Below are 15,367 nucleotides of genomic sequence, written 5' to 3' on the forward strand. Positions count from 1 at the left end.
TTTTGGTGTAACCTCCCCCGGTTTTCGCCGTTTTCGAGGTTACGGAAGCCGGCTGGAAGACGAAAACCGTCCGCTCCGCACGCTCCGGCGGCTTGCCGAACCGGACGATGCCGCGCTCCGCGTCGCGGTGGATGGGATAAAGCGCAATCGGGATCAAGGATGTGAAAGCAAGAAGGCATGTTAAGCATAAAAATCCTCGGCATGATCAAATTCACTGTCAAAGGAGTTGATTGCTGCACTTTTTTGATGATTGTTCATTTTTGATTTTACAAATTCCTTCAGCTCCCGCGCTTCTATGTAAGATCTATCCAGTTCCAAAGCCGATTCAAAATCCTCAATTGCCCGGCAAAAATACTCATTTCGCTTCTCGTCATTTTCCTCCAAACGATCCCCTATTTCATATTTCGCGCGGCCACGATAATATAAGGAAGCCGTTCTATACGTAGGGTCAACAATTAATCGGTCAAATAATTCAATTGCTTTACAATATTTGCATAAATCATAATTAGCACGCGCCAAGTTAAAGAGCGCGGACGCCAATGATGGTTTAATCCGGAGGGCTTTTTTGTATGCGTGAATTTCCTTTTCATGCTGTCCCCTTCGGGCATATGCCAAACCCAACTCATACCATAGCGATGCTTCCTTTTCACCCCCTCCAACCAACCTGAATACTTTTCTTTTATTCTTTCGATCGCCCTTTAATTTGTAATTGCTTGTCGGCATTAGTCGAAAATAGTCGGAGCCTAAAGCGCTCACAAACTCATCCGTAACAACAACATCCGGCCCATTAACCTTGGCTAGTATCCGACTGGCCATAATAATGTCACGTGAAACGTGATCCTGACGATCTCCAGTATAATACTGAATGGGAAATGCAGTTCCCCAATGCAGCACGGCTCTGAATTCCAAATCCTTAGGATATCTAATTTCTTTGTACTTATTTTGGATTGATGACAGCAAATCAGGCCATTTTTGTCTAAAGCTGAGGCAAAACTCCAGTGCGTATTCGGGTTGACTGAAACCAATTAGCGCCCCATCGCCAGTAAAATTAAACGATTGGTTTCCGCGTGTTTCATTTATCATATCTATCATCAAATGCTTCAGCATAAACAACAGACACTGAAGCACTTTGTCCTCGCACTCTTTCGTTTTCTCCGCGTGGTCAACAAGGTCGATAAACATTATCGCCACTTCATAAGATTCAGGCATATTTTCGCATAAATTAGGCGATTTCAAGACGCTACAACCTCATAAGGCCAATTAATTTTTCCTTGACCAAATGCATCGCGGCGCTCTGCTCCCGCTTGGTGGCGGCGGTCGTGACAAATTCAAACGGATAAGTCGCCTGCTCCGTGGAAATATCCACCTTAATCAGCTTGACCGTAGCACCGGGCTTTACTTTCAGCCGGGGGAGCGACGGGCCGCTCCATGCGAATGAATTCCTGCGTTCGATGAAATTCAAATCGTCGCAGGTTTTGTCCAGCCAGGCCATGACATTCTTGTCGTAATTTGGAGTGTCGTGGATGCCGTCCACCCAGCGGCCTTTGCGCGGCTTGGGAGCGCAAATTGCGCCTTCGCGCTTCACGATTTCCTTGAACTTTTCATGAAACAATTGACCGACCGGATTCAAATAAATCACTTTTTCGCTCTCTACGTATTCGAACAGCGCGCCGATTGCCGTCGAAACAAAGGACTCCGGATTCTTTATTCCAAGCTCCTTCGGATCCAGCAAGTCGTGGTCCGCGAGCGCATCGAAAATTTCCCAATTGTCCAGCCAATCCTCGATGCTGTAGGAAACGGGCATCGGAGGCATTCTGACCGCGGTCTTGAAATCCTCGAACTGATACCACACATCGCAGCCCATAACCTGTCCGATGAGACCCGCAAAGCTGATCTGTGCCTTGTATCCGCCCGTGGCGTTTATCGCCACGATACCGTTTTCGCGCTCGCGGATGGCGCGTATTCGTTCCACCATTTTGACGACCAGGTTTTTTAAACCGTAAGGCGAAAAGCGGTTGTAGATTGGTTTCAGGTCTTCAATTAGCGTAATCAACACTTTCTTTAGCTTGCATGAGTTCCGTTTGCCATCCAACAGCCTGGGAAGAAGCTCCTTGTATAATTCCCCCATATACCTGCCGTCGTCGGTATCCGAAACGAAAAAGTCAATTTGCTCTATTTTGCCGCCGACCTGCGGAAGAACGCACAAGATGGAATTCAGTTCCGCGGAATCCCTTTTAAGCTCCTCATCGGTGCGTTCCGATTCTTTAACCGCAATGTGCGGCGCATCGGGAAGCGGATCGTATGACGCGCGAAGTCGGTTGAGATAGCTTGTTCCCACCGTGCAAATAAGGTGAGTAACCGCATTGCCCATTTTCTATGCTCCAAAGTTTCTTACTTCCACCAGCTTCACCCACCCCATCGGCCGCCATCCTTCCGGCGTGTGGACGAGCCTGAACGAAAGCGGGAAGGGATTGCCCGGGCCGTAGCTTCCGTCTTTCAGTCTTGATTTGTAAAACCGGTTGCCGATTTTGTTCGCGTTCTCGATAATTTTCTTCTCGTCGTCGTACATCGCCGGGATGCCCGTCATTCCGCTCCAGCCCGAGCCGAATCCGAGCTGCAGATAACCGCCGGGAGATTCGAGCACGGTGGATTTCAACCATTCCGCGGCCTGCCGGAGCGCCCTTCGGCCGTCTTCGTCCTGCGACTTTTCCGCCCGCCGGTCGAGTCCCGCGGCCTGGTAACCCGCCACCGCTTCGTTGAAGGATTTGAGCATCCCGCGCAAGGCATGCCAGCCGTTTTTTCCTTCTTCCTGCTCAAGCTGCCAGACCTGATCCCGATTGAACGACGTTTTTAGTTTGCCATGCGCCTTCGCTTTTTTGAGCGATGCATCGACGCGGATCGAAGCCGCGAATTTCGCTCCGGGAAGAAGCGCCTCCACTTTTATGGGGGCGCCGGGCTTGCCTTTGCTGACGACGCTTATCCTGTAAAGCCCCAAAGCCAGCGGAGAAAGAGCGGCGTCGCAAACCTGAAACAGCCGCCCCAAATCGCCGGTCAAGCCGCCGCCGCGATCGCGCTGATCGTTCTTGTCCGGTGGGCGCCGCATGTTTTCGATTCGTTTGTCACCCGCAAGCTTGTCGCGGTTCGCCTGCAGCACCGTCCGCAGGCTTCCTTTTAGCGAGCTTCCGGGGATGTACGGATTGCCGAATCCGTCCCGGATGAACTGGTGCAGCTCGTTCAGGTCGGCGAAGTTGCCGCAATCTTCCTCCGCCGTTGCGCCTTTTGGGGCGGCGCGGCCGGTAGGACTTTTATGCTTTGCGGATTTAAGGCCGCGCCAGTAGTCTATAAATCCCTGCTCCCTGTCCCAGGATTCGGGCAGGTTCGGGCACTGCCTGACCTTGTCCCGGTCTCTTAAAAGCTTCATGAACTTGAAATCATCTTCACCGCACGATGCCCAATGCTGCGGAAACTTTTGGTCGAATCCGATCGCTTTCGCCGCTTCCATGTGGGTTTCCGCCGCAATGAGCAGCTCTTCAACGGTAGAGGCGGGCGTCGGCTTCGCAGGTTCGAATTTCCCCGACGGCTCGCCGCCTCCATCGTCCGGGGGTCTGCCGTTCCCCGACGCCGGCACCAGCTCCGGCGCGACGCCCCAGTCCGACCAGCAGGGGCTGCCCGGAATGCCGTCCTTGTCCCATTTTATTCCCTGTTTCGGCGTTATGCCCCCCTGCGGGAACAACGCCGCCAAGTCCGGATAAAACATCCTCCCCCCGTCGAACCTGAAATCGTACGCCTGGTAGGAAAGCTTCTCCCCGCTGCCGATGTGGAGCGGGGTCGCCACCTCGAACGTCCAGATTTCCGGAAGTCCGAGATTGTCCACGCGCGGATCGAAAAGCGCATTAGTGCTCATTTTGCACCTCCCGCGGAGCCGTTTCCGTCCGGCAGCTTGACGGGCAATGCGATCGTGCGCCCGGAGCGCCAGATGCGCTTTTGCCAAGGTTCGAGCGGCGGCTCCGGCGTGTAGCATTCCGGGAATACGTTGACCGGATGGCCGAGCGCGCCCGGAGCAAGCCCCGCAAGCAGCGCGCCCTTGTCCACCATTCTGACGCGTTTGGATACGACCATCTGCGATGTTCCCGGCACCGTGTTTCGCCCCTGGCGGGAAATCGCCTGCCAGCGCGAAGCGGAGTGGGAAAGCGCGGATTGCATTTCGCCGGAGGGCGAGTGGCCCGGATACATCAGGCCCAGCGTGAGCGCCGCGCCGGCAGGAGCAATCTCCGGAAGATTGAAATTAGACTTGTCTTTCGACGGCTCGAACTGGTATTGCCCGTAGCCATATGTCCTATCTCCGCCGATGCCCGCCAATCCAAGCAACTTGACCGCCTTTATAAACTCGGCCTCATGCCCGCCCGCATCCACGACAACCGCGGCTGCCGCGCCTTTGGCGAACCGGAAAGAAGCGACGCGGTATGGATCTGAGGCTTTGGCGACCACTTTGCCAATTTCATCCGCGGGCTTGCGATCATTTCTCATCGCCTCACGTTCCCGCTCAGCACGCGCCTCAAGCATATCCGGTTGCAGCAGCACGCGCTCCTGGACGCTTCGTTTCACCCATTTGCCGTCATACTCCGAAAGCGTAAGCGGCGGCTCCTTCGGCTTTCCGTTCCGCTTTTCGAATTCAGAAAAATATTCGCCGAGAACCAATTCCGCGACGTCAACGCCCGAAGCCCATTGCCTCCATACATCCTCGCGCAGCCACCTGACCTTGTTGACCACTTTGATCAAGTGCAGCTGTTCTGCTGGATTTATTTCAATGGACTTCGGCGGAACCGGCAGATACAGATGTTCCTTTCCGTCCTCATCGAGCAGAACGGGAAGCAGGCCGGAGCAGGCCACGGCGCCGCCGTCCGGCGCGAACCAGTCATCGGGAAACTTGCCGGTGGTGTTTGCCCATGCGACCGCCGCGGCGGGAACTATCGTGTCGTTTTCCGGCAGCCGCGCGCCGTGCTCCTGCGTCACGAACCGCGCTCCGATGTGGTGCACGGCGGAGCGCCCGAAGTGCAAAATCAATTTAAGCAAAGGCGGCATGCCCAACTCCTCCTAATCCCAATCGAGAACCGGCAGGGCTATGCCGCTCCCGGCCCGATTTCCTTACGCGAATCCCCGTGCAGCAAGGATTTGAACGGAATCACGTCGCCCCAGTCTTCCAATTTCCTTACCAAAATCGCTCCGTCAACGAACTTGATTTCCACGATATCCTTGGGCAAAACCATGACCTGTCCATAGCCGCGTGTTCCGCTTCCGCCCAAATATTCCGTTTCAAGCAGCGTCAGGCATTTGCTCAGAGCTTCGCAAAGCTCTTTGCCGTCGCCGTCCGTGTCCCAGATGGAAAGTACCATCTCGCAGGAAAACTCTGCCCCTCTAGGCACGCGTTCAAAAGTTCTGAGACCTCCGACTCGACTCACTCCACCAGTAAGTCGATCAATTGAGTTCTCGGTTTTTACTTCGCCAAATTGCGAATCCAAAAAAAACTCTGCACTCCTGAATTTCTCCCGTGATTCTATTGTAAGAAACGAATCTCGCACGGTAAGGCGCGATGGCCTTGCTCCAGCTTCCGGTTTATCGGCCGAAACTCCAAATAACATAGCCGAAACAGAATCTAGTTTCTGCGATGGGAGAGCGTTACCATTTGCATCAAGCTCGTAATCTCCGCGCACACGCTCCAAACAACTTCGAAGCTTGCCTTTTAAGGACGAGCCGGGTATGTATGGCTCATTAGTTAATGGATCCCGAATCACCGGCGCGTCAATTGCTCCAATTGCAATGCCTGGATCCGACGCGCCGATGCGCATTCCGGTCAAAAGCTCGAGATTGAATCTGGCAACGATTTTCTTCGTTAATCTCGGTACGCCCATTTCTTACTCCTTATTTCCTCGGCATGTAGGCCACAATTGTTTCGAAGGCTTCGACGAACCGGTTGAATTTGCCATCGTCCGTTCCCACTTCTTTCAACGCGGAAAGTATCTCTTTCTTAAACGAAATTACCGCATCGCGACTATCCTTGTTCTGTTCTATGTGACGCTCCAGTCGATAATGAATTCGGGGCTCCAGCAGCCTAAACTTGGTCCAGTCCCGCTTAACCTGGCCCATTGCATCAAGTCGCCGCACATGCCCGAAAATACCGCGAAGCTGCGTCATGGTGAATTTTCGCGACGCAAGCGAATTTGCAATGGCTTCGGCTTCTTGAATCATCTTTTCCGCCGAATCCGGGGTTGGCGAATTTCTAACATAATCAGCCAGCGACATCTTGAACCTCCTTTTCCTTCTTCACTTTATTTCTGCAAAAGTAATCCGCCCAGCGCACAATTGTGGCCAGGTATTCGATCGGCTGCCTGCCGTCCGGTCCGCCTGAAACCGTTTCGCGGCCGCTTGCACCGGAAGGCAAAAACACAGCCGAAAATTCGCGGGCCAGCGCGCCATCCGAACCGGAATCGCCTTCTTTTCCCTTCATCCTGGACAAAGAATATTCAAGCAGCGGCTTCCACCGGCCCGGATTGAAAAACTCAGGCCGCTCGGCCTGTTCGAATTCCCGCAGGTATTTTCTTCCGCGCAGATATGCAACGGCGACCTTGCCCAGCATGCGGATAAGCCCTTGATCTTTAATTTTTGCGGATACTTCCACAAGCTCTGCACGCTTTTTCCTGATCCAATTCCACTCGTTCCAGGTTGCGGTGAAGTCCAGGAAATCCATCCTGTCCTTGCGGACCGGTCGATCCTTCTTAAGCGACCGTTCGAATTCCCGGCCAAGGTTTTTCGCCGCGCTTTCGGCGTCTCCTGCCCATTCCGATGCAACCGAGATCGGGAATTTTCCGCCCGCAAGCGCGATACCCGCCGAAAGCCCGACATCCGCGTTCCGGCCCGTCCAACTTCGGAAGCAATCGCGAATCCGCATCGCGAGTTCCGGCATGACAAACCACGGCCCCACCAGGAACGCGTCGTCTCCGCCGGAGTAAATCGTGAACACAAGGTCGCCTGCGCGAATTTCTTCCTCGCCGTACTTAAACCGAAATTCATCGAGTATTATCGGGAGCAGGCCGCTGAAAAACCTGACCAAAGAAGCCGAAAGCGACATCATCCGGCCCATTGAATACGCTTGGCGCTCCCCGGTTTCCTCGATAAGCTTGGACTTTTCGAATTCGTCCAGTCCTTTTGCCATAAGCCAACCGAGGTTGTCTACGTCCATTCGCAGCACGCCGATTCTGCCGAAGCCGGTTGTCAAGCAAGCCGCGGCGTCAAGTTCGTCAAAGGTGATCGGCCGTCGCTCATTATCGCTTTCGTCTTCGTCCAAATTTCTTTTTTCCCAAAGATCTTTCCAGAATTGAAGGCCGCCGCCCGCCTTTCCTTTCCAGGTAGGCGAATTCGCGCCCGCGTAGTATCTCAATCCGTCGCAGCCGCCGCGAATCGAGTTCAATCCGAACGAAAGGATCGCAGCGTTATCGCGGCCGCTTCCCGCAAATATCCACTCATCCGCGCCGGGCACCTTGATGGCATGTCCCGATTGCTTTCCGTAAACGACAATTCTGTCGGCGGAAGCCAGTCTTCGTCCGAGCTCTTCGAGGTCGCGATCGAATTCGGTTTCTTCCTTTCGATCCATCTCCCAAAACCTCGGATCGACAGCCTCGAAAAATCCGGCCTCCGCAGGCGGCCGCGACGATGCGCGCGGCAGTTCCTCGTCAAGCAATTTTTGAAGCTTCTTTCCGAATCCTTTGCTCATCAAGTCGGCTTGGGAAATCGGCAGACTCGCAAGCCTCAACGAAAGCGGGCAATCCGCTCCGGCGATTTCAGCTAATTCGTTGTTGGCGTTTCTTAGGAATTCTCCGATTTTTTCGACGCTGTCCTCAATATTCGGCAGCAATAAAAGGAATTTGCCGCCCGTCGCATATATCCGGCACGCTTTCGGCATGCCAAATTCCGCAGCCAGATTCGCGGCGAGCCTGTCCGCCCATACATCCACGAGAAAGCTTCTCGCCTTGAGTTGCCGCGATGCGCCCTTTGCCTCGATATCGGTGATGAACTTCTGTATCCCGGCCAAATCTCCGAGCGCTATTCTGAAAAGCGCGCCGCCGCAACGTTCTTTTTCGATTTCACCGCACGGCCCGCCATTCCATTCGCGATTTTCCTTAAAACACTTTTCCGCTTCCTTTGCCAGATGCCCAAGCGCCGCGTCGCTTCCGAACAGCTCATCGAAATCACCGTCGCCGTCTTTGAAAAGCGCGCCAATCGCCGCCGCGATTATCGCCACCGCTTTCGAGTGATCAGCAAGGCTGATGTCGGAAAACGCGTTCGTGGCCGAGGGAACCGTCCATCCGTACCATTCCAGAAGCGCCGACGCTTTTTCAAGCGCGGCTTCCCTGTCATCGTTCCACTTGACGTCCTTCGACTCTTTTAACAAGCCCTCCCAAAGTTTTTGATATCCGGCCTGATTCACGTTGGTTTTGGACGGCGATGTAAGCGCATCCAATTTGACGCCCTCGAATCCCGCGCACAGCGGCAGCACGGCTTCGTCGCCCGCTTTGATTGCGTTGTCCTTCAGCCTCAAAAGCGACAGTACCGACACGAGCGCGCGCTCGCGCATTTGCTTGATATAGTCCGGCTGGGAATCGTCACAGTCTTTAATGCGATCCGCGGCGCTCGCAAGCCTGTCCGCGCGCGCGAGAATCCATTGCTCGAATGTCGAGGGTATGTGATGACCGAGCGCGATCCCCTCCACCCCTTTCCAACTCGCGCTTTTTCCAAGCCCGGATTCCAAAAGAAACTGGCCCGTATAAAGAACGTGGAAACGCGAAAAGCGGTTGTCGGAACTTGGTAGATACAGGGTTTGATATCCCGATGAAAGCACTTCGGGTGAAAGCCCTTTTTTATGCTCGCAAGCTCTTTGTCCGATTTTTCCCAAATCGTGAACGAGTCCGGCCATGCACAGCTTATGGCTGCGCGTCGGCAAATTCCGTCCAGCCGAGTCCACTTCCCCTTGCATGTGCCTTCTCCTCAAATGAACCAAAGGCCATTTTCCCAATTACTCGGGTGAAGCCCATTGGACAGCCCGGATGACAAACTAGCGCTTTTTTACAACCTTGTCAACACATTCAAAAACAAGTTCAATGCATTGCGCTTTCAAGCGGCTTGCGACATTCGCTTTTCTTTGAAAGTGAAATATTGAACGTACGGCTGACGCAACAATTCAAGTTTCGGCAGGTCGCGGCGCGATTTTCTCCAAAGAGCTTGAATATTTGGAATTAAAGCCCCTCGGTTGAGGCGCGTTAATTTTCGTCGGAAATATCGCAATCCAAAGTAACGCAGCCGCCGATTTCCTTGGCGGCCGAATGCGGTCAGCTTCCCAGGGCGGAAAGCCCCGGATAGTCCGGGGTGTACCTTATCGCCTTGAAAAGATCGAACGGCTCGCCCGCCTGCCACCTGCAATCGAACTCCCACGTTGTTTCGCCCATCGGGTTGACTTCAAAAATCCGGTTCTGAAGCGCGCTGCATATCAGCGTGTTCCCTCCGGGAAGCCTTTGCGCACTGCCCATGAATTGCGAATGAAAATCCCCGAGCGGATTGGATAAATACTGCCAAGCCGGTTCCGCCGGCCCGTAAACTCCGTCCGTCAAATAGTAGCTTCCGTCGGGATTCAGCGGCGTTGCGAGCTGGACGACCGACGAAAACGACTCCCCGCCCAGCGTTCCCGCGTTGTTGTTGAACACGAGCAAATTTCCTGCCCCGTCGAGACCGTCTTCGATCCAGTACGGATTGTGCTGACCGAACAGCCTTTGACTGCCCGGCCCGCCCGCGCGGTAGTTCTGCGGATTTCCCCACCGGTAAAGTATGTCTCCGCCCCGGCCGTATCTTCCGCCCGTGTGCCCGGCGGCCTCTTCCATCGTGGTTGAGTGGTCTATCACCCAGATTTCGCTCAAGTCGCGAGGGCTTACCGCGATTTGGTCAAGCTCCGCGTTGTACGACACCGTGTTTATGTGCGTCCAGTCGAGCGTGCAATCCAGCCTTAAGTTGAAATCGATCAACTCGGGATGCTCCGCGGGATTTCCATAGTTGGCCTTCGAAGGATCGTAGTCCTGAACGAGATGATCCCATGCTTTCCATTCCCAGACGACCTCCCCGCCGTCGGGAAGTACGGGTTCTATTTCGACTATCGAATCCACCCACATTCCGTACTGGGATATACCGGCGGGATTCCTTCCCGCGTCAACCGCATCCTGCCGGGAGTACGCGTTCCAGACTATCAAAAGCACGTTCCCGTTGGGCAGCCTTTCGAATTGATGATGGCAGCATCGCTCCCAGTCGTAAAGCTCGTACGACCAAACCAGGTTTCCGTCCCAGTCGTACTCCTCGATTCTTCCGGCCTTGCCCATCCCGTTGAACCAAAAACCGCCCACGTATCCAAGCCGAAGCAAATGGCCGGTTTCCTCAAGCTCCGCTGAAAGCCCCGGATAGTAATTGCTGTCCCATGTGTGGACGGGATTTCCATCCATATCGATCAAATACGTTCTCTTTTCGCCGAGCGGCGCGACCAAAGTGTATCCGTCCGCGGATTCGGGAATTACCGACACGACGAAATTGTGCAACGACGAGCCGCAATGATTTTCGACCAAAAGGCTCGCAGCGTAATCGCCGGGCGCGTCCGTCAGCCGGACGGACGGCTGTGCGCTGTCAGCCGAGTCGGGGATTCCCGCTTCCCCGAAATTCCAGGTATAGTCGAACGGCGCATCGCCCTCCACTTCCGCGGCGAACACGAGGATTTGACCGGCCATTCCCAAAGAGGGAGAAACCGACAGGATTTCAGGAACCGCACCGACGCCCACCGAAAACTCGAACTCGGTGCTTCCACAATCGTTAAAAACCGTCACACTCGCGGGATAATCGCCGGGGACGGCCGTAAGGGTCACCAGCGGACGCTCTTCGTCGGAGGTATCGGGCGTTGCAGCGTCTCCGAAATTCCAGAAATATGTGAACGGCCCGGCGCCTTCCACCTCCGCGGTGAATCGAACATCCTCGCCGGGCGCGCCTCCACGCGGATTTACGCGCGACAGAGCCGGCGCGGCTTTTACTTCAAGAAACCATGCGAACGTGTCGCTAGAGTAGTTGTTCGAAACCGTCACGCTCGCCTCGTACACGCCGGGCGCGGTCGAAAGAACCACAACCGGCGCCGCATCCGTCGAAGTGGCCGGTTGCGCTCCCCCCCCGAAATCCCATTCGTACGTGAACGGTCCCGCGCCGGCGGTCAGCTCCGCTTCGAACCGCACCTCCGTTCCCGGCAGGCCGCAAAGCGGAGACACGCCGGCGATCGAGGGGCCGTCCCTTCCCCCCAGATGGAAAGGCGCGCTCGATGTAAATTCGCATGCCCCGTCGGCGTCCCTCAACCCGAAGTAATACTCTCCCGAAGGAAGACCATGGCCGCCCGGGGAGATCTCGACACCTGTCCAGCCGTAATGCGAACTGGATTGGTCGAGATTCATGACGAGCGGGAGCTCGGACTCATCCGCGGGATCAAACGACGCGGTTCCGAAGTAAAGAGCCGCCGTTTCCCATTTTTCTTCCTGCCAGGAATAAAACGGGGGAACATCGTAAATCCCGAATTGAATTTTGTACCTGGCGCCGAAATTGAGTGCGATGGTGGTCACGTCTCCCACGCCGATTTCGCCCGAGCCGTCGCCGTCAATGAATTTTTCCACGATGTCGCCTTCGCCGTCGGTGACCGACCGCATAAATCGAAGAGCGACAGGAGTTATGTCGGAAACGGAAACCTCCCCGTCAAGGTTGTAGTCGCCGGGCAGAAAATAGCGCCACGAAACGGAATAAGTTCCATCCCCGTTGGAAACCGATTCAAGCATCAGAGGCGGGGACTGCGGCGGCAGCTGCGAAGAAGTTCTGCCGTTCGCGATTTCGCCCAATTCCGATAAGAGCCTTTTGGAAAGCAGGGAAAAAACCTTCGGATCGGCGCCGTCTGGAACAGCCATCCGGGACAGCTCCGTTTGCGCAACCCGGAAATGATTTCCCGCGTCCGCCGCGGCGCTTCGGCCCGGGCTCAATCCATCCGCCTTGCAACCGGCGAGCAACACCGCCAACGCCAACAGCGAAAGCGCCCCGTTGCACCGAATTCGAATCGCCCCAACCGCCATCAAATTCGAACCATCTATCGCGCGGCTGCAGGAACGCCGCACGCGGACTTTCTCCATCCGGACGAATACCCCGCCGCGCCCGGATGCATGGGATGTTTATACCTCAAAACCCCAAAAAAATATTCAAGTTCCCAATGAGCCCCGCATGGACTCGGCCGCCCCGCGCGCGGCCCGCCCGAAATCCGCCCAAGCCGCGGCACCGCCGCACACCCGGCCTTAGCCGTCGGTCACTGCTCCAGCCGGGCAAGGCCCGGAAAGTCCGGCGTGTACCTGAACGCCTTGAAGATGAATCCCGGGCTGCCCGACGGGAACTGGTTGTCGTATTCCCAGACGATTTCGCCGTCCATCGTAGCTTCGAACAGCCACCTCTGCAGTGAACTGGTCACAAGAGTGTTGCCTCCCGGCAGTCTCTGCGCGCTGGACATCAGCTGGCTGTAAAAAAGATTGGGCGGATCGGAGATGAACTCCCAGGTTGGCTCGCTCGGTCCGTAGAATCCGTCGGTCATGTAGTAACTGCCGTCCGGATTAAGCGGCGTCGTTATTTGTACAACGGAAGAGTAAGGTTGGCCGTCGAACGAACCCGGCTGATTGTTCAGAATCAGAATGTCGCCTTCGCCTTCCAGGCCGTCGGGAATCCAGTAGGGATCGTGCTGATAAAAAAGCTTGTGATCTTCTGCGGCGCCCTTTTTGTAGGATGCCGGGTTTCCCCAGCGGTAAATCAGGTCGCCGCCCCTGCCGTACCGCCCGCCGGTGTGGCCGGCCGCTTCTTCGGTAGTGGTCGAATGGTCTATGACCCAGATTTCGCTGATCGAATGCGGGCTGATCACGATTTGGTCCAAGTCCTCGTTGTACGCCACCGCATTCACGTGAGTCCAGTCAAGCGGCGAGCCGGGGCTTAGATTTATGTCAATCAGCTCCGGATGTTCGGCGGGATCTCCGAAGTTGTTCTTGGTGTCGTCGTAGTCCTGGATCAGATGATCCCACACGTACCATTCCCAGACGATCTCGCCGCCGGAGGTTCCGACGGGCTCGATCTCGGCGATCGAGTCCGCCCAGAATCCGCGCATGCTGGTATATGAAGGATTTCTGCCATGTTCTATCGCCTCGTCGCGCGTGTACAGGTTCCATACGATCAACAGAATGTTGCCGTTGGGCATCAGCTCGAAGTCGTGATGGCAGCACTGGGTCGAGCTGCTAAGCTCGTAGTACCATACCAGATTTCCGTCCCAGTCGCGCTTTTCGATCCTGCCGGCGCTCCCCCCCCCGTTGAAAGTTGGATTGTTTATGTTGCATAGCCGGTACATGTATCCGTCCGCGGACAGCTCCACCGCGGCTCCCGGATAGTAGTCCGCCGTCCAATCGTGGACAACGTTCCCGTCCATGTCTATAAGGTACGTTTTATTGTCGTTCATCGGCGAAAACAGCGTGAATCCTTCGCTTCCGAGCGGAATCACTTTCAGCGTGAAATCGTAACTGAAGCTGCCGATGTTGTTGGAAACGGTCAGGTTCGCAGCGTAATCGCCGGGCAAATCGCCGAAAGTCACTTGCGGGTTTTCATCGGCGCTGGAATTTGGAACCGCCCCCCCCCCGAAATTCCAGGAGAACGCAAAAGGAGGGTCGCCGGAAACGTCCGCCGAAAGCGCGCCGGGTAGCCCCGACATCCCGATTAGAGGGCTTACGCCTGTGACCACCGGAGGATCGCCCACGCCCAGAATCCATTCATATGTGTCGCTTCCGTACACGTTGGTCACCGTCAGGCTCGCAAAGTAGCTTCCTTTTGCGTCGGCAAGGCTGACCGTGGGGCTTTGAGCATCCGAAAGAGCCGGGGTCGCCCCGCCTCCGAAATCCCACGAGTACGTGAACGGCTGCTCTCCCGCGACTTCCGCCGAAAACGTCACCGGCTGGCCCGGCGTTCCGCCTATCGGAGAGACAGAATTGATAACCGGAACTTCGCCGACCGTAAGTTCCCATTCGAATGTGTCGCTCCCGTAGGCGTTGGAAATCGTCACGCTAGCTTGATATGCGCCCTTGGCCGCCGCGAGCGTCACTATCGGGCTTTGCTCTTCTGAATGATCGGGATTTGCGCCGCCGCCGAAATTCCAACTGTAACTGAGCGGCTCGGCGCCCGAAAGCAGATCGGCGTAGAATTGAACCTGCAAGCCCGGCGAGCCGCTGGTCGGGCTCACGGCCGCGATTTCCGGATCGTCCCTCCCGGTCAGGCTGAACTTGTCGAAAGACACGAATTTGCACGGGTCGCTTAAATCCCGGACTCCGAAATAGTAATCGCCGGATGTCAGCGCCGCTGCGTCGATATCGAAATCAAGGCTCAACCAGCCGTATTTCGGATTGGCGGGATCCAGGTTGACGGCGGGCTTCACAGTCCCGGGAGAATCCGATATCAACGCGGCGGTAACGATTGCCGCGGCTTTTTCCTGCCAGTTCGAAAGCGTCCACGCCGAGCTGGGCAATTCCTCGAAAATTGCGGCAACAACGTGATATGAAGCAAGGTAATTAAGGGCGATCGGGGTGATGTCGCTCACTCCGATTTCGCCGGACAGATCTCCGTCAATGAACCGCTGGACGTTGTCCGCATTGCCGTCGGAAACTGACTGAAGGTAGTTGAGCGCAATTGGAGTGATGTCGGCAACCGACACTTCCCCGTCAAGGTTGTAGTCGCCTTGGTGGTAGTATTTCCACGCGAAGTTTCCAATTCCGTCTCCCAAATCGGTGAAGACCAGGAAAAGGGGCGGGCTTGCGGGGGCGGCCTGCGACGGCAGACGGCCCTCTTCCCTCGCTCGTATTTCCTCCACCAGCTTGTCCGCCAGCAGCTTGAAGACCTTCGGGTCGACGCCGTCCGGCGGCTCGTAAGCCGAAAGGTCGTGAAGCACGGCGTCGGAAAGCGAAACCTCGGCCTGCGGCGTCAGCCCCCCGCCTCCGCTCGCGCCGCCGCGGAAATTGCGGGAGCATGCGGAGAGCGAAACGGCGGCGAGAAGAACAATCAAAACAGACAAAATTATTGAAGAATTAAAGCGGATCATGGCACAACTCCAAAAATCAAACGACGATTAAAAATGATGGAATAATATTGTATCGAAACCGGAATGAAATTTCAACGCCGCGCATCCGCACGGAAGCAAGGCCGGATCCGGCCCGTTCCGATGATTCCCCCGAATGTACGACGGTTA

The 15,367-nt window shown here is 55.6% G+C and carries 9 protein-coding genes; all 9 read right to left on the bottom strand.

Annotated features, from left to right (window positions below; translation table 11 throughout):
- Positions 1-180: 180 nt before the first annotated feature.
- The gene (locus tag HRF49_03645; GenBank protein MEP0813744.1) at positions 181-1,236 is read right to left on the bottom strand and encodes a tetratricopeptide repeat protein; all 1,056 of its coding nucleotides are present in this window, start codon (positions 1,234-1,236) and stop codon (positions 181-183) included.
- A 4-nt stretch (positions 1,237-1,240) separates the two neighbouring features.
- Entirely contained in the window at positions 1,241-2,371 is a 1,131-nt protein-coding gene (locus tag HRF49_03650) for a putative CRISPR-associated protein (GenBank protein ID MEP0813745.1), read from the bottom strand.
- A gap of 3 nt (positions 2,372-2,374) precedes the next feature.
- Entirely contained in the window at positions 2,375-3,904 is a 1,530-nt protein-coding gene (gene csm5 / locus HRF49_03655) for a type III-A CRISPR-associated RAMP protein Csm5 (protein MEP0813746.1), read from the bottom strand.
- Entirely contained in the window at positions 3,901-5,082 is a 1,182-nt protein-coding gene (locus HRF49_03660) for a hypothetical protein (GenBank protein ID MEP0813747.1), read from the bottom strand. The genes csm5 and HRF49_03660 overlap by 4 nt, the downstream gene beginning before the upstream one ends.
- A gap of 38 nt (positions 5,083-5,120) precedes the next feature.
- The gene (csm3, locus tag HRF49_03665; protein ID MEP0813748.1) at positions 5,121-5,909 is read right to left on the bottom strand and encodes a type III-A CRISPR-associated RAMP protein Csm3; all 789 of its coding nucleotides are present in this window, start codon (positions 5,907-5,909) and stop codon (positions 5,121-5,123) included.
- A gap of 10 nt (positions 5,910-5,919) precedes the next feature.
- A complete protein-coding gene (gene csm2, locus HRF49_03670; protein MEP0813749.1) occupies positions 5,920-6,300 on the bottom strand; it encodes a type III-A CRISPR-associated protein Csm2 in 381 nt (126 codons plus the stop codon).
- A complete protein-coding gene (locus HRF49_03675; protein ID MEP0813750.1) occupies positions 6,287-8,629 on the bottom strand; it encodes a hypothetical protein in 2,343 nt (780 codons plus the stop codon). Before HRF49_03675 ends, csm2 begins: the two co-directional genes overlap by 14 nt.
- A 751-nt stretch (positions 8,630-9,380) precedes the next feature.
- On the bottom strand, positions 9,381-12,020 hold the full coding sequence (locus HRF49_03680) for a PKD domain-containing protein (protein ID MEP0813751.1): 2,640 nt from the start codon (positions 12,018-12,020) through the stop codon (positions 9,381-9,383).
- Positions 12,021-12,409: 389 nt separating this feature from the next.
- Positions 12,410-15,220 carry a PKD domain-containing protein gene (locus HRF49_03685; GenBank protein MEP0813752.1) on the bottom strand — a complete coding sequence of 937 codons (2,811 nt, stop codon included), beginning with the start codon at positions 15,218-15,220 and terminating at the stop codon, positions 12,410-12,412.
- Positions 15,221-15,367 lie beyond the last annotated feature (147 nt).

This window comes from bacterium, assembly GCA_039961635.1.
Lineage (GTDB): Bacteria > 4484-113 > 4484-113 > JAGGVC01 > JAGGVC01 > JABRWB01.